Source organism: Alishewanella sp. HL-SH06 (assembly GCF_052656265.1).
Genome location: NZ_CP199752.1, coordinates 3537575 through 3555686, shown reverse-complemented (window position 1 = coordinate 3555686; position 18112 = coordinate 3537575). Strand labels below are relative to the sequence as shown.

The window sequence follows — 18112 nt, the reverse complement described above, 5'->3', positions numbered from 1 at the left end:
TTAATCGACTCGGGGATTCTATACGTTTAACTAGCTTAACAGTGTCAAAAAGCAGATGATATGGATAAAAATATTCTTGGCGGTGCGCTAGAAGCGTGTTGCTATTCACCAATGACCGGCTATTTTCGTGATGGTTTTTGCAAAACAACCGCACAAGATAGCGGCAGTCATGTGCTGTGTGGTCAAATCAGCAGGGAGTTTTTAGATTTTACCTTAAGTCAGGGCAATGATTTGACTACGCCCCGGCCCGAGTGGCATTTTCCTGGCTTACAACCGGGCGATTTTTGGTGTCTTTGTGCCATGCGTTGGTTAGAAGCCGAGCAGGCCGGGGTTGCGCCTTTATTAAAGCTATCGGCTTGTCATAGCAAAGCGCTGCAGTTTGCCGAATTAGCCTTGTATCAGCAGTATGCGCTTAAGGAGTAACGATGCAGACCTTATCTGAAGAAGATGTCTCTCGTATTGTCGAAATGGCTTGGGAAGATCGTACGCCGTTTGAGGCGATTGAAGGGCTGTATGGCTTAAATGAAAGTGCGGTGATTAAATTAATGCGCAAAACACTCAAAGCCGGAAGTTTTCGGCTATGGCGAGCGCGAGTAACGGGCCGTAAAACGAAACATTTACAGTTACGTGATCCTGCCGTTAGTCGGGCCTATTGTCCTACACAATATAAGCGTTAGGGTTGTTTCCTGTGGGCTGAAGGTCTAGGCTGATTAGTCGCGATACAAGGAGACCGATGCGATGCTGACTAACGTAGATGCGAGTTTACTGAAAACCTGTTCCTTTATTAATGGCCAATGGCAAGCCGGCCCTGATAGTTTTGCCGTAACAAACCCTGCAACACAACACGTGCTGCTGGACGTGCAAGGCGCTAATGCCAACATGGCAGAGGTTGCCGTAGTCGCGGCGGCGGCGGCCCAAGCCGCCTGGGCTGCCCAACCGGCTCAACAGCGAGCCTCAGTATTATTGCGCTGGCAGCAGTTGTTGTTGCAGCATAAAGCTGATTTAGCCCTGCTACTCACTTTAGAACAAGGCAAACCGCTAACGGAAGCGGCGGCAGAAATCGAATATGGGGCTTCTTACCTGCAATGGTTTGCCGAAGAAGCGAAACGACTTTACGGCGACCTGATCCCTGCACCGGCCTCAGATAAACGCATTTTAGTGCAGCGACAGCCAGTGGGCGTTGTGACCGCGATCACCCCTTGGAATTTCCCCAATGCCATGATGATGCGCAAAGCCGCTGCGGCTTTGGCTGCAGGCTGTAGTTTTGTGGTCAAGGTAGCCCAGCAAACCCCCTTGTCTGCCTTAGCTTGTGCCGAATTAGCGCAACAAGCCGGTGTACCATCAGGCATCTTCAATGTGTTGGTTGGCACTGATGCACAGGGCATAGGTGAGGTGCTCACGCAACATCCCAAGGTGAATAAATTCAGCTTTACCGGTTCAACTGCCGTTGGTAAAAAACTGCTACAACAGTGCGCGACTGGAGTAAAACGGGTGAGCATGGAGCTTGGTGGCAATGCACCTTTTATTGTGTTTGCCCATGCCGATTTAGAGCAAGCGGTAACAGGCCTGCTGGCGGCGAAGTTTCGTAATGCCGGCCAAACCTGTGTGTGCGCCAATCGTATTTTAGTTGAAGAAAGCGTGTTACCAGACTTTTTAGCGATGCTATTACCCAAAGTGAAGGCACTAAAAATGGCCGCTGGCGAGCAAGAGGGCGCGCAAATTGGCCCCTTAATTGATGAAAAAGCCATCCAAAAAGTAGAGCAGTTGGTTGAAAAAGCCTTGGCAGCAGGGGCTGTCTTACATTGTGGCGGTCAGCGCCAAGCCGCGGATAGTTTATTTTACCCTGCCACAGTATTAACCAATGTTCGTGCTGATATGGAAATAGCACAACAAGAGATCTTTGGCCCGGTCGTGGCCATCAGTAGTTTTAACAGCGAGGCGCAAGCGATACAACTTGCCAATGCCACTGAATATGGCTTGGCGGGTTATTTTTACAGCCAAGATTTAGCGCAAGTGTTTCGTGTGGCCGATGCCTTACAATTTGGCATGCTGGGTATTAATGAAGGCATTATCTCTAATGCTGCGGCACCTTTTGGTGGCATCAAGCAGTCAGGATATGGGCGTGAAGGGTCAAAATACGGGCTAGATGATTATACCGATTTAAAGTATTTGTACCTTGGTGGGCTTTAAACGGGGGATGGACAAATCCTTGCTCAGCTAACGGCTTGTTCAGCCACAAAGCGCCTTAGTTGTTAGTGAGATAGTCGCTCTTGTGATAAAAAAAACCGGCACTTAAGTGATGAGCTTAGGTGCCGGTTTTCGTTTTGGCGCGAATGAACGTGGACTTACTGCGCTGGCGCTTTTTGATAACGCTTAAACCAGGCTAGCGCATGCTCTACTTTCGCAATCATCCAAGATGGCCGATTAGTCACGCCATGATAAGCATCAGGTACCCGCACCATCGCAGTATCCACTTTGCGCAGCTTTAATGCTTGATAATACTGCTCTGTTTCGGAAATGGGCGTGCGGCGGTCTTTCTCACCGGTAAACAGCAGTACCGGCGTTTTCACATTGCCGACTAAAGATAACGGTGAACGCTGCCAATAATGGGCTTGATGTTCCCAAGGCACCCCAGGAAATTGGTTCTGAATTTGCCCAATATAGCTATCAGCAGTCAGTACCTTAGTCGTCCAGTTCACCACCGGGTTCGTAGCGGCGGCTGCGTTAAAACGATCGGTTAACCCCACGGCATAAGCCGTGGCAATACCGCCGGCTGAGCCGCCAGCGATGTACAGATTGTTTTCATCGATAAAGCCTTTGGCAATCATCGCGTCAACGCCTGACATATGATCTTGATAATCAAACTCAGACGAGTAGTTATAGTGCAATAGCATGGCAAAGCGTTCGCCGTAACCGGTACTGCCGCGATAATTGTTATAAAACACCACATAACCTTCAGCTGCATAGCGCTGTAATTCAGCGGCGAACTGTGGGCCATAGGCTAGGTGTGGGCCACCATGAATTTCGACTAACAGCGGATATTTTTTGTTCGGGTCAAAATTCGGCGGGGTAATATACCAGCCCTGAATTTCTTCATTACCCGCAGTTGAGGTATAACGAATTTCCTCTACTTTACCCAACTGGCGTTGCTGCAATAAGCCGCTATTTAAAGCCGTAAGGGTGCGGCTTTTATTTTTCGAGTAAACCGCTACATCGGCTGGGCGCTGGCTAGTGCCTTGGGTGTAAGCCAAGGTGCCATCGTTGGCCACACTGAACATGCCGCTTAAATAAGGCCGACCCAATGAGGTACCGCCGAGATCGTTTACCAAGTCGGTCATGCGATCACGGGTACTGATTTGCGCTACTTTAGTTTGCCCTTGATCAGCATATTGAAACACTAAAGTGCTGTTGTCGACCCACTTAGGGCTTTCAACGCTGCGATCCAAGTTGGCGGCAAGATCGCTGAATTTACCTGAATCTAACGCTAACAATTTAAGTTTAGTGTTGCTGTAAGAAACGGCAGCCGGGCTGCTAAAGGTAAAGGCCAAGGTTTTACCGTCGGGTGATAAAGCGGGTTCGCTTTCTGCACCATCAAGGCGGGTTAATTGAGTCAGTTGCTGATTGTTAATGCTAACTTTATACAGATCGCCTTGGTTACTTTGATATTCCCAGTCGGCATTACGGTTAGCCGAGAAAATCAGGTTATTGTTATCTTTGGTCCAAACAACTGGCCCGCGATGCGCATAAGGGCCTTCAGTGAGTTGCTGCTCTACACCGCCTTCACTGGGTAACACAAATAACTGGTTATACGCAGAGCGCATTACACCTCGGCCATCGGCCTGATAATAAGTGCGTTCTACCACGATGGGGCTTTGAGACCAATTCGCTCCAGCCGGTTTTTTCGGTTGATAAACACTTTTGGCAAAATCGGTAGTGGGCGCGCTCACTTCAGCCATGAACGCAATGTGCTTACCATCAGGAGACCAACTCAGTTGCGAGGGGCGCACTTGCAGTTGGCTAATGGCTGCGGTTTTTTGTTCGGCTAGCCAGTGCACGTAGATTTGGCTGCTACCATCACGATCCGAGACAAAGGCAATACGTTTACTGTCGGGGGCCCAGCGTGGTTGGCTGTAACTGAACTTATCGGCAAAGAGCGGCGAGTGCTTGCCGCTTGCGACCTCGATTAACCATAGGTTACTCTCGGTACGATCCGTCATAATGTTGTTCTGTTGGCGCACATAAACAATGTATTTGCCATCAGGCGAGATTTGTACATCATTCGCCGCCGCCAGTTTAAAGATATCTTCAGCTTGAAATGGAGTGGTGCTAGCCGCTATTGCGGGGGCAACACCTAGCGCAGTGGCGAGTGCAAGCATCGGGAAAATGTTCATAAAACCTCGAGAGATTAACAATATTCTATTTACCATATAGGGTATGGAGTAACAGACAAGATCAGATCAGTTGAAGTTGCGGAATAACGAGCTAACTGTAAGTAAAGTGAATTAGCTGGATCATGATGAATTTAGTTGTCTGGTTATCACTTACCATTGCACAACCTAACATACCTAAACAGCAGCGTAAACGGCTGTTTAGGTATGTTAGGTTGAGCGCATCATCAGGCAGTTGCAACTGCTGCTGTGAGCTTGAGCATTTACGTATTGTATTAAGGCTTAAGATAGTGAAGTGTATCGACCATCTGAAATTTAGGGCTACGTTGTATAAACTCACGTAGCATTGCTGTATGTGCGCTGCCCATTAAAATCAGCACGCGGTCATTGTTGCGCAGTGGGATCCGGTTAAGGTTGGAATAAATTTTCATATTGCGCAGATAAAACTGTGCGGCTTGCTCTGCCCCTTCAAAACCCTCGCCAATACCAACATAAAACAACTTGTCTGCATTGGTATTCAAAGCGTAATCCAGCATCAGTGGTTCGTTGGTCAGTATTAGCTTTTGCTGCAAGCTTAAGCTATCAAACTGCGCATAGCGTTTTGCTAATTGCGGGTAATGCTTTAGCGGCTGATGTGTAAGTTGTAAGTAGGTGTTGCGGTCTATAGCGTTTTCGAGCTCGTCGCTTTGTTCAATAAAATCGCCTAGGCTGTAGTTATAGCCTAGATGATAATCGATACCATACAGCTTGCTGATGCCACTTAATCTGGCCACGTCAAAACCCAGCATACTCAGTTCACCATAGCGGGTATCTAACTCAGAGGGATCAGCTAAGAACGCTTGATAAGCCTGATTGATCTGCTCTGTCTGCTCGGGTAAAAACTCTAAACAAATAATGGTGGGTTTAAACCGCGCAATCAGCTGTGCCATGGCTCTGACTTCTTGTTGGTTCGCCGCATCTTGCTCATCAAATTCCACGGTATGGGCATCACTACTTTGACCAAAGTGAAAGCTGCCTAGGTTAAGCACCTGAATTTTCGGCGGCCCCACATAGTTGTTTGTATCAGTGTTCTTTTCTGTCTGTTTAATTAATGTTTGGCTACAGCCCAACAACATAAACGTGAGTAAAAAGACGGTTTTCTTGATCATTTCAAACATCCCTGCTTGCGTGGTTGACAGCGCGGTGTTCAGTTTTGCAACGTTAACTATGTGCTACTTCAAATCAACTAAACATGCCGCAAGATTTTCCTGACTTAAATCGGCAGATAAAATTTGCTGCTGACTATCGAGCAAGTTAGCGTCTTGTGGTGCTAACTGCAGTGCCATATTGATCAGGGCGATGGCTTTACGCTGGCAGCCTAGCTCACTTGATAACATCGCGTAGTTGTTTAAATAACTCACTTCATTTTTGGCGTAAGGTAAGCCTTTGGCAAACCATTGTGCCGCGTAGTTGGGTTGGCTATTAAAATAATGATTCCCTAATAAAAAATAAGGTAGCCAGTAATCAGGCCATTGCTGTGTGGCACTAATGAGTGCAGCTACACCGGCTGCAGCTTGTTGCGTGTTCAGTAAATCATGGCAAGCTTTGCTGTAAATAAAAGGGTCTAAGTGCGGGCTGGTGATGTGGCTAGGTAACATGGCCAGCATCCAGTATTTACCGCGTTGCCAAGTGCGCTCAAAAGTGGCGAAGTTCAAGCGATGCGCTGCGGTAACACCGCTATGTAAGATGATTTCTGCCTTACTCAAATCGTAACCAATTGCTACGGCATAATGCCACTGTGGCAACCAAGCTACAGAATTGTTCTGTAACACAATAACCGGAATATCTTCCGCCAGTAGCTGCAATAATTGTTGCATGTTGCCACGTTGCTGATAAGCAACCAGCCCAAGTTGCCGAGTGGCTGCGGCCATTTCAATTTGCAAGGTACCTTCAAGACCCGGGGTAAAGGTATGGGCCGCGATAGTATCCGGTGACGCCTCAAGCCCATGAAAATTCGCCACTTCCGCTAAGGTGGTTGGGCCACAGTAAAATTGTTGTTGTGGATAAAAGGGCACTTGCGCGATCAGATGAGAAAAAGTGATGTTGGGTGGTTCGCGCAGTAATTGTTGCGTTTGTGGCGGCGTTTGACAAGCCGACAGTAACAATACGGTCAAAATAAAACCAGCCCAAGGGCTGGTTTGTAGAAGTTTACGCACCGACATTTATCGGCCGATAGGGCGAATAAACGGATATACGTCGGTTAAGCCCATTAAATCTAAAACCGCAACAACAACTAATACCGTGATTACGGTACCAATAACACCGCCCGCGGGCATATCATTTAACTGTGCGTTTAACGCGGCTAATTCTTCACTGGTCATATTCGCAATGCGCTTTTCAGCATCGGCAGGGCTAACGCCTAACTCAACGAGTTTGCTTTGCACATCGGCGTTATTTACAAATGATAACACTTGCTGCTTATTAAACTGATATTGCTGGCTCTCGATTACCTGGCTAGAGCTATAAACCCCAGCGGTTGCATGGCCCATACCCAGAATTAACATCGAACTGATAATGCCGACTTTTAATACGTTTTTCATCATGAAATATATCCTTAATACGTTGTTTATCAGGTTAAATCTGCTTTAAATGAAAAAGTCATAAGGAAGCAAAAATGCTGAAGCCTTTAGAGAGTAGTCGATAGCAGATTGCTGCGCAATAGTGTGTGTTTTTTCAAGTCGTAATGTGCTTATCTTTTCAACGCTCAGATGCAGCAATGTTGGCTAGGTGTCAGCAATTAACTTGTGCCTTACTTGTAAATACATTTTTTATCCATTTTTACATGAAAATGAGGAAGTACATATTCAGCAATAGCGTTCATACTTTCTTCAACTGACGCGTCATTCCGTCTAAAGTGCAGCCCGATATGGTGAATTCTTTCAATCCCAGCAGTTTATCTTAACCTTTGTAGGGATGACCAAGATAATCGCGGTGCATATTATTTTTGGAAAAATGGTCATGAAAAAGGATATTGAGTGGGCAGATTACGTGAAGATTAAAGGGTGTTCTTCCACAATTCTGATCCTCTAGTGCTCCGCAGAGAAAATATAAGAATTTGTAGAATTTCAGAATTGACGTAAGTCATTGAAAAGAATGGTGGCCCCAGCTGGACTCGAACCAGCAACCGATCGATTATGAGTCGAGTGTATAGCGTGTTTTTCTATATTTATCTGCATGTCATAACCACTAAATATCAAGCATTTACCTCCAAACCCCTTTGCTGGCGCGTTGTCCGGAATTGATGTATATTGACGTTAATCTGATCCCTATCTGATCCCTGGAATGTTCCCGGCCTGATCCCTGGGGTTAAACGCAACAAAAAGCCCCGCTAGTGCGTCAACACAAACGGGGCTACCAGACGAACCATAAGGGGGTTCAAATGGCTGTAAAAGATTCTACCATTAAAGCAAAAACCAATCGTGTCAATTTCACAGCAGATGTTGTCAGGCGATTTAAATGCCCTGACGATAAAGCAGAAGCCTATTTATGGGACACTCAAACGACTGGTTTGGGTATCAGGGCTAAAGCTTCGGGGGACCGTGCTTATGTATTTCAGGGAACAGTAAACGGCAAAACGCGCCGCAGTCGTATCGGGAATGTTGATAGCTACGACATAACTCAAGCCAGAGTGGAAGCCAAACGATTAAGCGTATTAGCCAGCCAAAACATTAGTCCGGCTAAATTGAAGCGGGAAAAAGCAGCAGCTGAACTAGCAGAAGAAAAAGAAGTAAAACGCGGATCTGTTACATTCGGTACGGTATGGGCTGAATATGTAGAAGCTAACAAAGGCGACTGGGGGCAAAAGCATTACCGTGATCACCTTAATTTTGTGCAAGCTCCGGGCTTACCTTGTGACCGTGGCCGGCGTGTTACCAAAGCCGGTTGCCTGTATCCACTAATGAATGTAAAGCTTGGCGAGCTAACTGCTGCAGTGATTAAATGCTGGTTAGACAACGAAAACAAAACCCGCCCCGGCGTTGCAGCGCAAAGCTATCGTTTGTTGTTTGCCTGCTTAGGTTGGTGCAATGAGCAGCCAGACTATGCTGGGCTGGTTGATGTTGCAGGGCTTAAAAGCAAAGCTGTGAAAAAGACCGTTACCAAGTTAAAGCCCCGCGATGATGTGTTGCAGCGTGAACAATTACCCGGCTTTTTTGCCGAGCTGCTAAAAATATCAAACCATGTAATTTCCGCTTATGTTCAAACGTTGTTATTAACAGGAGCTAGGCGCAATGAATTAATGGGCCTGCAATGGGTTGATGTTGATTTTAAATGGCAAAGCATGACTATACGCGACAAGGGCACCAGTAAAGGCAGTATTGCCGGGGTGCGCGTCATTCCGTTAACGCCTTATGTTGCCAGCCTGCTAAACCAACTACCCCGCCGCAATCAGTGGGTTTTTTCTAGCCCTTCAAGTAAAGACGGCAGGTTAGTAGACCCCCGCAAGAGTTTTGACCCCGCAGTAATCGCCGCAGGTATTGAGGGTTTAACCTTACACGGTTTACGCCGTAGCTTTGCCACCTTATCGGAATGGGTAGAAGTACCCGCTGGGGTCGTAGCGCAGATTATGGGGCATAAACCCAGTGCTACCGCTGAAAAGCATTACAAGCAAAGGCCGCTGGACTTGCTCAGGGTTTGGCATGAGCGAATAGAAGCCTGGTTTTTAGAGCAGGCAGGGTTGAGTGCTAGCAACAAAACGCCAAAATCTAACCTTAAGGTAGTGTCATGAAAAAACGGCTGAAAGGTGAACAATTACCAATATTAGAATCTGAAAAGAAATCTGGTGTAACCGCAAAGGCTAAAGTTGGTCGCTCCCGAAGCGAACGTATCGATAGGCAATTTAGTTCGCATGAAGAAGCTGTTGCGTACATGCACGAGAATCAAACTAACTTTCTACAAAAAGTATCGGATGATTTAGATTTCGCAAAAAAGTACTTAGCTTCAAAAAGCTTGCCACTAAAGGTTCCTGACAATAAAGAGGAACTTTTTTCAAATCTATTCGATTATCTCATTACTAATCTGGAGCATGGTGGGTATGGATTAGAGCATGACTCTTTTGAGGCGCTGGCAGCACGTTTCATTTGGCACATTGAAGAGATGATTGATCAGGAGTTAGACACGATAACTCGGTTGGAGCATGCAGTTGCATTTGGACATGTCACTACATTGTGGGATCACTATCACACAATAGGCCCATCACAAAAGAAGAATTCTGAAAAACCACGCGACCCTTTACTGAGTGACATTTACTCAAAATTAGCTAAGCGTAAATCAGGGGCAGATTTAACTCCAAAAGAGTTATGGCAAGAGTTCATCAGTGCATTAGATAATTCGATGTTCACTGATGATGTAAAAGAGGAAAAGAGAAATTCAACTAATCCTGAAACTTGGTCAGTTACTTTTCGTAGATTAAAAGGTGAGGAAGTTAGCGGGTTAGAGATGGTTCATTACAAAAGATTTCGTGATGCATTAGCTGAAAAAGTACGCACTAGCCGTGGCTAGCACGAGGTAAGTTTTTAAATACGCATACCAATCAACACAGGAGAATTGGTATGCAACAAACCACAGTTTTATCACTTTATTTATCTACTGAGCAATTTGCCGAATCTATTCATGGCAAACCCAGCACCATCCGCACCCGCCTTTGCAAGACGGGCAGCTACTACGGTATTAAACCGATCAAACTCCCATCAGGCCGCTTACTGTGGCCAGCTGATGCGATTCAGGCACTAATCAATGGCGAGGTAGCTTAATTATGAGTAACCAAACCTTTGTGAAACCTAATGCAGCGTGCCGTGGTTTTAACTGGGAGCAGGTTTTTAAGCAATGCTTGCCAGAGTTGCGGCTTAATACCAGGCACCAACCGTGCCCGGCTTGTGGCGGAAAAGACCGGTTCCGGCTATTTAGTGATTGGCCAGAAACCGGCGCGTCTATCTGCAATCAATGCGGTAACTGCAACGGCATTGGGCTGCTAATGAAAAGCTTTAATATGTCATTCTGCAGTGTAACGCGCATGCTTGAAGATGAAAGAGTACCGGCACACATTCAAGTTGCACGTCCTGTTAACGCAAGTATATCCGATCCCACTAAGCGGTTGCGGGTCTTGAGGCAGCATCTGCAGCAAAGTAAGCAACTACAAAGCGCGAATCGCAATGCAGCAACGCAATATTTGCGTAACAGAGGCTTAGGCGTGCTGATCGACGGAAACGATTTGCCAGACAATCTGTACTTCATTCCGAACTTACAATACAGAAACCCTGGCGAGCGAACGCAACGCTTTGGCTGCATGTTTGCTGCAGTGCATGATGTTGAAGCCAGTTTGATTGGCGGGCATCGCGTCTACCTGAGTGCAGACGGCAAAAAAGCCCCCGTTAGCACTCCCAAAAAGAGTTTACCTGCTGCATTTGAAGGTGCCATGCATGGCGCTGCAGTGCGGTTATATCCTGCCAAGCACTCGCTGTGCATTACAGAAGGTATTGAAACTGCGCTGGCCGTGCGCTGCATGCGACCACGTTTACCAGTATGGGCTACCTTAACTGCCGGTGGCATGCGCACGCTACGCTTACCTGCTGAGATTTGTGATGTGCATATTTTTGCAGATCATGATTTAAGTGGTGAAGGTGCCAAGGCTGCACATGCGCTTGCTGCACGTTTGCGCAAAGAAGGGCGGCAGGTCAAGGTTTACTGTCCATCGTATTACCTACCAGCAAATACATACGGTGATTTTCTGGATGTCTGGTGCATGGGGGTAACCAGCTATGAGTGAAAAGTTATCGCAAGTAGCAGTTACAGCCGTAACAGACGTAACTATAAATAAAAACAGCCACTTAGCTGCCGTGCCTAGCACGGCGGCTGCCAAAAAAGGCGTAACACTACCAACTGAGGAGCAGCGGCCATGTTACCGCTGTTATCCCGAAGCTTTTAAAGTTAACGGCAAGCGCTATGACGCTGGGTTGTACTTTCATGACAGCATAGACGATGGGCGCAGCAAGCGAAGTTGTGATCATTGGTTATGTGCATCGCTTGAGGTGGTAGCTATGGCGTCAGACACCGGCCACAGCTATTCCAAGTTACTGCATTTTGTTGATGCAGAGGATCAGCAGCGCGAGTTCTTGCTGCCAATGCAAATGCTTAAGGGGCAAGCCGAAGATCTTAAGGGTGCTTTTTTAGATATGGGCCTAAGCCTTGAGCTGAAGCGTTTTCATTTATTGCGAGATTACATCAACAAAGCAAAACCCAAGCGCCGGATAAAGCTGGCACAAAAAACGGGGTGGGCCGATGAACACAGCTTTCTTTTACCTGATGTGGATATTGGTACCGGTGATTATGTACTTGCTCACAACCCATTTGGCTCTGCAGATTATGGTATTGCAGGAACCATGCAAGACTGGCAGCAACAGGTCGCCGCTTATGCGCAAGATAACGTTTGGTTGGTAGTGGCAATAGGCTCTGCACTGGCTGGCCCCTTATTATTAAAGCTTGAACTGAGTAACGGTGGCTTTCATGTGTACGGTGATTCGTCCATAGGTAAGTCGACAATAAGCCGGGTTGCCTGCAGTGTGTGGGGAGCACCGGATAAGTTTATCAAAACATGGCTTGCGACTTTGAATGGTCAAGAGGGCGTTGCTGCCAGTCGGAATGATACTTTGTTAGTGCTCGATGAAATAGGCGAGTCTGATCCGGCTGAAGTCGGTAAAATTATCTACCAGCTCGGTAATGGCCAGGGCAAAATCCGGGCAGATAAACTCGGTGGGGTAAGGCCGGTACAAACCTGGCGTTTGATGCTGTTATCAAATGGCGAGCACCCTATTGAAGCGGTGTTGCAGCAAGCGCGACAGCAATTAAAAGCAGGGCAGCAAGTGCGGCTAACATCCATCTCTGCACTGCGCCAACATGGTTGCTTTGACACCTTGCATGCTTTTACCAGAGGTGCAGAGCTGGCTGATCACTTAAATCAAGCTTGCAATCAACACTACGGGCATCTAGGTACGGCCTTTGTGCGTAGGTTGGTGCAGCAGAATACTAGCGAGTTAAAAAAGGAATTTGCGGGCTTTTTGCAACAGTTTGATGCTGGGCATGGGAAAGGCAATCGCATAGCAAAACGCTTTGCTGTTATTGCTTTTGCTGCCGAGCTAGCAAAACGTTGGCAATTGTTACCTTGGCCACAACAGCATGCGCTTACGCTTTGCCTGCAACTCTATGCTGAATGGCAAGCGTCACAGCCGCAGGGCAGTCATGAAGATCAAGCTATTATTACTGGCTTTATTGATTACATAACCCGCTACAGCGATACCCGCTTTAGCGCCTTAAGCGATGCGGATCATCGGGCAAGCCCAAGGACTGGATTCTTTGAGTTTATCAATAGTCAGTGCGTGTATTACGTTACCAGTACTGGCCTAAAAGATATGTTTCCTAGCATGGATAGCAAGCGGGTGGTGAGGGCACTCTTTCAAGCTGGTTTGTACTATCAAACGGGGCCGAAGGAGCGCGCATTGGTAAAGCGTATTCATGGCAAGCCCGTTAAGGTGCATGCGCTTTGCTTACCAAACGATGCGCAGTAGCAGTCAATAGGGTGTGCTGCAAAGTTAAGCTTGTAACGCGTAACGGCTGTAACGTGTGTAACGGCAAAAAAACAAAGACACGTTAAGCTTAACTTTGCAGATGATTTCGGTAAATCCAAAGAGGTTGGTATGGGTGGTTACGGCAGTGGTAGGCGCTATGATGGTAAGGCCGTTGTGTCTTCGCATTTATGCATTGATGTGGCTGAACTGAAAAAAGCTGGGGTGTTAATGCCTGGCGCGCAATTTGATATTGTCTTTGCCAACGATTTTGGTGCAATCACTGGTGAAACAGACGACAGTGCTGTTTGGTTTTGCTATGCCATCAAACAAGGGGGGATTACAAAGATGAATTGTACCGTGTACCGCTGTCTTTTACAGATACTCAGTTTAATGGAGAGCGTGCATGGTTTTTATGCCCTTATAACCAGTGCGGCACAAGAGTAAAGAAGCTTTATATTGCGCATAGGCTTGGTTGCAGGCATTGCTTAAACCTGAGCCATCAAAGCAAAAACGAAAGCCATATGGACAGAATGGCTCGCAAAGCCGATGGCATTCGAGCAAAGCTTGGATGGCAGCTCGGTATTCTATACCCGGAAGGCGGCAGACCTAAAGGTATGCACTTACATACCTATCAGCGTTTAGTGCAGCGCTATCGCAAGCTGAGAAACATCGCCATTTTGGCGATTGCAGATGAATTTTCGGTCTTGCAAAGGCTTAGAAACACTGCAACTTTTGATCAATGACATTTGATATTGCTTCCGAGAAAATTTGTTATTGCTTAATAGAGTATAAAGCGCAAGCTAAGCAGAATATTATTTTCTCTTAAAGCTATCACTTTATCTTCTATATATATATACTGTATATACACTAACTGGCAAGGAACTAAGTAGTGGCTATATATATTTCAGATAAGGTGAAAAATAAAATACAAGAAAAACATGGTTTAACGCTTGATGAAGTATACGAAGCTATATCTGGTCGGCTCGCTGGTTTCCTTGCAGATACCAGAGAGGAGCATAAAAGCGACCCGCCAACATACTGGTTTATCGGCAGTACAGATTTTGGAAAAAAAATTAAAGTCGCATTCATTTATAAAGATGACACCTTGATCATCAGAACAGCGTATGAAGCAAACCCTCGAGAGTTAGCTATATACAACAAATACGCTTAGTACCACAACGGAGAGTTAAAAAATGAAACAACCTACCTACGACGATTCACAAGACGTCAAGTGGGACGATGGTACTTACGGTACCAGTGAAGAGCATGTACTTAAAGCCGAGTTGTCACTTGACGTTATGACTCAGTTTGATAAGGCTGCTTCTATGACGTTGATTTCAATTCGTTTACAAGATGAATTAATAGCTGATTTAAAAGAAATTGCTGGTTTACATGGAATCGGTTATCAACCAATGGTTCGACAACTGCTTAAACGATTTGTTGTGGCTGAACGTAAAATCCTTGCAGCTAGAAATGAAGCTATGCAAATTCAAGTAGAACCACAGCAGCATTGTGTTGAATCATTGAAAGCTGCTGTAGGTTAAAAATAAAATATCTGATGCCGGTTAAAATGACCGGCTTTTTTATTAGTCAAAAACTCTTCAAGTTCATCGATAAACTCATTTTGTATTTTCGTAAAGACTTAATATGTTAATATTTTAAGTCCTTGCAACCTCCTGATCTCTGTTGTTAAATGATATAAGTATTCAAAATAACAACACGCAGCAACGGACTTGCCTTTTCACCTGCCATTACCCCTTAATGGCCTGCAAAACCGCTGCTGCCTCAGAGGTTTTACATGGTCGTTGAAAATCACTCCCAAACTGCATCTTTTATCTGGTCTGTCGCTGACTTACTGCGCGGTAACTTTAAACAGTCTCAGTATGGCCGGGTGGTGTTGCCATTTACGCTGTTGCGTCGAATGGAGTGTGTGCTTGAAGCAACCAAGGCTGATGTGTTATCCGCTGCTGCGGCGCATAGCAATAAACCGGATGAAGTGCGTGAGCAGTTATTACGCCGTGCGGCTGGGCAAGAGTTTTTCAACAGCTCTGCGCTCAGTCTAACTACCTTGTCGGATACCCAAACCGCTGAAGATTTGATTAGCTATGTGCAATCCTTTAGCCGTGAAGCACGGGAAATCTTCGAGCACTTTAACTTTGAAGAGTTTGTGCATCAGCTACAGCAAGCTGATTTGCTGTATCAGGTCACCCAGCGTTTTGCGTCATTTGACCTATCACCTAAATCCATCAGCAATTTTGGTATGGGGCTTATCTTTGAAGAGCTGATCCGTAAGTTTGCTGAAAGCTCCAATGAAACTGCCGGTGAGCACTTTACCCCGCGTGATTGCGTGCATTTAGCCAGCTCATTACTGCTAACCGGGCAGGATCATATTCTGCAGCCCAATAGTATTGTTACCATCTACGATCCAACAGCGGGGACGGGCGGGTTTTTATCGGAAGCCGAAGAGTATATTCAAAGCATCAGCAATGGCGTAGACGTTAACCTGCTGGGCCAGGAGCTTAACCCTGAGTCTTACGCTATCTGTAAGGCCGATATGCTGATTAAAGGCCAAGCGGTGGGTAATATTAAGCTTGGTAACACACTATCGAATGACCAGTTACGAGGTGAACGCTTTACCTACATGCTCAGTAACCCGCCGTTTGGTGTTGACTGGAAAGGCGTGCAAAAGGTTATCGACAAAGAGCATAAAGAGCAGGGTTTTGATGGCCGTTTTGGCCCTGGCTTACCCCGTGTATCCGATGGCTCGTTACTGTTCTTACTGCATTTAGTGAGCAAAATGCGTGACGCAAAAGACGGTGGTTCGCGCATTGGTATCGTACTTAACGGTAGCCCGTTATTTACTGGCTCTGCCGGTTCGGGTGAGTCAGAGATTCGCCGTTACCTGCTGCAAAATGACTTGGTTGAAGCCATTGTTGCACTTCCCACTGATATGTTCTTTAACACCGGCATTGCCACCTATATCTGGATTTTATCTAACAGCAAACCGACTAACCGCCAAGGTAAAGTACAGCTAATTGATGGCAGTAACCACTTTGCCAAAATGCGTAAATCGCTGGGTAGTAAGCGTAAATATCTGACCGAAGATCATATCAACGAGCTGGTGCGAGTATACGGTGGCATGGAGCAGTCGGCTATCAGTAAGCTATTCCCGAATGAAGCCTTTGGCTATCGCCGCATTACCGTTGAGCGGCCATTACGGCTAAATTTCTGCGCAAGTAGCGAGCGTATTAGTAAGCTGCAACAAGAAACCGCGCTGCAAAAGCTATCAGACGCTGAGTTTAATGAGCTGCTAGTGGCTTGTACTAAGCTGGGTGATACCCTTTACAAAAACCGCGAAAGCTTTATCAAACTGCTCGATAAGCAGCTTAAAACCGTAAGCTTTAAAATTGCTGCGCCGGTTAAAAAGGCTGTACTTAATGCGCTGTCCGAGCGCGACGATAGCGCTGATATTTGCCGCGATGCCAAAGGTAACCCAGAGCCAGATACCAACCTGCGTGATTATGAAAACGTACCGCTTACTGAAGCGATTGATACCTACTTTGCCCGTGAGGTATTACCGCATGTACCGGATGCCTGGATAGATACCAGCAAAACCGACCCGTTAGATGGTGAAGTGGGGTTAGTTGGCTTTGAGATACCCTTTAACCGGCACTTTTATGTGTTTACCCCGCCACGGCCACTGAGTGATATTGATGCTGACCTAAAAGCCTGTACTGACCGCATTAAGGCGATGATCGAAGGATTATCAGCATGAGTTTTGCGAAATATTGTGAGTTCAAAGACTCGCTAGTTCACTGGATTGGCTTGATACCCTCTGAATGGGAGCTTTACAAGTTGTCTCATGCATTTGGGGTTATTGGTAGTGGTACAACTCCGAAAAGTGATGAGGAATCCTGGTATTGTGAAAGTGATGAAGGTATTCCATGGGTTACCACTGGTGAACTCAGAGAAAATGTTATTTTCTCTACATTTAAAAATGTAACTCATGATGCTGTTAAGGCTCATAGTTCACTTAAGATACATCCAGCTGGTTCTCTGATAATTGCGATGTATGGTGCCACAATCGGTCGATTAGGTATTTTGGCTGTTGATGCGACCACCAATCAAGCATGCTGTGTCTTATCGGTGCCTAAAACTCTTGAACCTAAGTATGCTTACTACTGGTTAAGTGTCTATAAAGACTCGATTATCTCTTTGTTTTCAACGGGTGGCGGACAGCCAAACATCAATCAGGAAACAGTCTCATCTCTGCGGATTTCTGCTCCGTCATTAATTGATGAGCAAACCCAAATCGCCTGCTTCCTTGACCACGAAGTCGGCAAAATTGATGCCCTTATCGCCGAGCAGGAAAAGCTGATTGCGCTGTTAAAAGAAAAGCGGCAGGCAGTTATTAGCCATGCGGTAACCAAAGGCTTAAACCCAGATGCACCGATGAAAGATTCCGGTGTGGAATGGCTGGGGCAAGTGCCGGAGCATTGGATCGTCGCCGGTTTCAGAAAATACATATCATCAATAGTCGATTATCGCGGTAAAACTCCGGAAAAAGTTGAATCAGGTGTATTTTTAGTTACGGCTCGGAACATTAAAAAAGGTGGAATTGATTACTCGTTATCACAAGAGTTTATTTCAGAGGATGAGTATGACGATGTAATGAGTCGAGGACTCCCATTTATTGGTGATATTTTATTCACGACTGAAGCCCCACTAGGTGAGGTTGCACAAGTCGATAGAACGGATATTGCATTGGCTCAGAGAATCATAAAACTTCGGGCTAACGAGCATTATTTATCTAATGACTATTTTAAGTATTTTCTAATGTCTACTCCATTCCAAGACAGTCTCATTATGCATGCATCTGGTTCGACTGCTTTGGGTATAAAAGTTGAAAGGCTAGTCTACCTACGTAAGTTGATACCACCATTAGAAGAACAATCTCAAATAGTTGCATTCATCAATAAAGAATTATCAAAGCTTAACTTACTTGAGGAACAGGTGAGTCAAAATATCCTGTTTCTTAATGAGCGCCGTTCAGCTCTAATCTCCGCTGCTGTTACCGGCAAAATTGACGTTCGCGGCTGGCAGCCTCCGGCAGCACAATAAAACAAG

Annotated in this window: 18 protein-coding genes and 1 pseudogene; 15 read left to right on the top strand and 4 right to left on the bottom strand. The window is 46.0% G+C overall.

Annotated elements, in window-relative coordinates:
* Positions 1–60 precede the first annotated feature (60 nt).
* From ACUJFK_RS16450 to ACUJFK_RS16440, 3 genes are all read left to right on the top strand, one after another.
* Positions 61–423 carry a DUF2237 family protein gene (locus ACUJFK_RS16450; protein ID WP_226751700.1) on the top strand — a complete coding sequence of 121 codons (363 nt, stop codon included), beginning with the start codon at positions 61–63 and terminating at the stop codon, positions 421–423.
* 2 nt (positions 424–425) lie between these two features.
* Entirely contained in the window at positions 426–677 is a 252-nt protein-coding gene (locus ACUJFK_RS16445; RefSeq protein ID WP_226751701.1) for a TIGR03643 family protein, read from the top strand.
* A 61-nt stretch (positions 678–738) separates the two neighbouring features.
* On the top strand, positions 739–2190 hold the full coding sequence (locus ACUJFK_RS16440; protein ID WP_445425494.1) for an NAD-dependent succinate-semialdehyde dehydrogenase: 1452 nt from the start codon (positions 739–741) through the stop codon (positions 2188–2190).
* A 155-nt stretch (positions 2191–2345) separates the two neighbouring features.
* Here ACUJFK_RS16440 and ACUJFK_RS16435 read toward each other — a convergent pair whose 3' ends face one another.
* The 4 genes from ACUJFK_RS16435 to ACUJFK_RS16420 form a co-directional block, all read right to left on the bottom strand.
* Positions 2346–4391, bottom strand: coding sequence for a S9 family peptidase (locus ACUJFK_RS16435; protein WP_445425493.1), 2046 nt, complete (start codon positions 4389–4391; stop codon positions 2346–2348).
* A gap of 272 nt (positions 4392–4663) precedes the next feature.
* Entirely contained in the window at positions 4664–5536 is an 873-nt protein-coding gene (locus tag ACUJFK_RS16430; RefSeq protein ID WP_445425492.1) for a DUF5694 domain-containing protein, read from the bottom strand.
* A 63-nt stretch (positions 5537–5599) separates the two neighbouring features.
* A complete protein-coding gene (locus ACUJFK_RS16425; RefSeq protein WP_445425491.1) occupies positions 5600–6589 on the bottom strand; it encodes a PA2778 family cysteine peptidase in 990 nt (329 codons plus the stop codon).
* Entirely contained in the window at positions 6590–6967 is a 378-nt protein-coding gene (locus ACUJFK_RS16420) for a PA2779 family protein (protein WP_306177960.1), read from the bottom strand. It lies immediately after the preceding gene.
* A gap of 839 nt (positions 6968–7806) precedes the next feature.
* Here ACUJFK_RS16420 and ACUJFK_RS16415 point away from each other — a divergent pair.
* The 12 genes and pseudogenes from ACUJFK_RS16415 to ACUJFK_RS16360 all read left to right on the top strand — a co-directional run bounded on the left by ACUJFK_RS16415 (position 7807) and on the right by ACUJFK_RS16360 (position 18106).
* The gene (locus tag ACUJFK_RS16415) at positions 7807–9153 is read left to right on the top strand and encodes a tyrosine-type recombinase/integrase (RefSeq protein WP_226751706.1); all 1347 of its coding nucleotides are present in this window, start codon (positions 7807–7809) and stop codon (positions 9151–9153) included.
* A complete protein-coding gene (locus ACUJFK_RS16410; RefSeq protein ID WP_226751707.1) occupies positions 9150–9926 on the top strand; it encodes a hypothetical protein in 777 nt (258 codons plus the stop codon). Before ACUJFK_RS16415 ends, ACUJFK_RS16410 begins: the two co-directional genes overlap by 4 nt.
* Before the next feature lie 50 nt (positions 9927–9976).
* Positions 9977–10177 carry a hypothetical protein gene (locus tag ACUJFK_RS16405; RefSeq protein WP_226751708.1) on the top strand — a complete coding sequence of 67 codons (201 nt, stop codon included), beginning with the start codon at positions 9977–9979 and terminating at the stop codon, positions 10175–10177.
* Positions 10178–10179: 2 nt separating this feature from the next.
* Positions 10180–10377: pseudogene (locus tag ACUJFK_RS16400) on the top strand (primase-helicase zinc-binding domain-containing protein); the annotation flags it as partial.
* 21 nt (positions 10378–10398) lie between these two features.
* Entirely contained in the window at positions 10399–11190 is a 792-nt protein-coding gene (locus tag ACUJFK_RS16395) for a DUF7146 domain-containing protein (RefSeq protein ID WP_226751784.1), read from the top strand.
* Positions 11183–12985, top strand: a complete 1803-nt coding sequence (locus tag ACUJFK_RS16390; protein WP_445425490.1) for a DUF927 domain-containing protein — start codon at positions 11183–11185, stop codon at positions 12983–12985. The genes ACUJFK_RS16395 and ACUJFK_RS16390 overlap by 8 nt, the downstream gene beginning before the upstream one ends.
* A gap of 129 nt (positions 12986–13114) precedes the next feature.
* Positions 13115–13429: a hypothetical protein gene (locus tag ACUJFK_RS16385; protein ID WP_445425489.1), complete on the top strand. Its 315-nt coding sequence runs from the start codon at positions 13115–13117 to the stop codon at positions 13427–13429.
* A gap of 77 nt (positions 13430–13506) precedes the next feature.
* A complete protein-coding gene (locus ACUJFK_RS16380; protein WP_445425488.1) occupies positions 13507–13728 on the top strand; it encodes a hypothetical protein in 222 nt (73 codons plus the stop codon).
* A 146-nt stretch (positions 13729–13874) separates the two neighbouring features.
* On the top strand, positions 13875–14156 hold the full coding sequence (locus ACUJFK_RS16375; protein ID WP_226751711.1) for an ADP-ribosyl-(dinitrogen reductase) hydrolase: 282 nt from the start codon (positions 13875–13877) through the stop codon (positions 14154–14156).
* 22 nt (positions 14157–14178) lie between these two features.
* Positions 14179–14529: a hypothetical protein gene (locus ACUJFK_RS16370; protein ID WP_226751712.1), complete on the top strand. Its 351-nt coding sequence runs from the start codon at positions 14179–14181 to the stop codon at positions 14527–14529.
* 254 nt (positions 14530–14783) lie between these two features.
* A complete protein-coding gene (locus tag ACUJFK_RS16365) occupies positions 14784–16760 on the top strand; it encodes a type I restriction-modification system subunit M (RefSeq protein ID WP_445425487.1) in 1977 nt (658 codons plus the stop codon).
* Positions 16757–18106, top strand: a complete 1350-nt coding sequence (locus tag ACUJFK_RS16360) for a restriction endonuclease subunit S (protein ID WP_445425486.1) — start codon at positions 16757–16759, stop codon at positions 18104–18106. The genes ACUJFK_RS16365 and ACUJFK_RS16360 overlap by 4 nt, the downstream gene beginning before the upstream one ends.
* Positions 18107–18112: the final 6 nt, after the last annotated feature.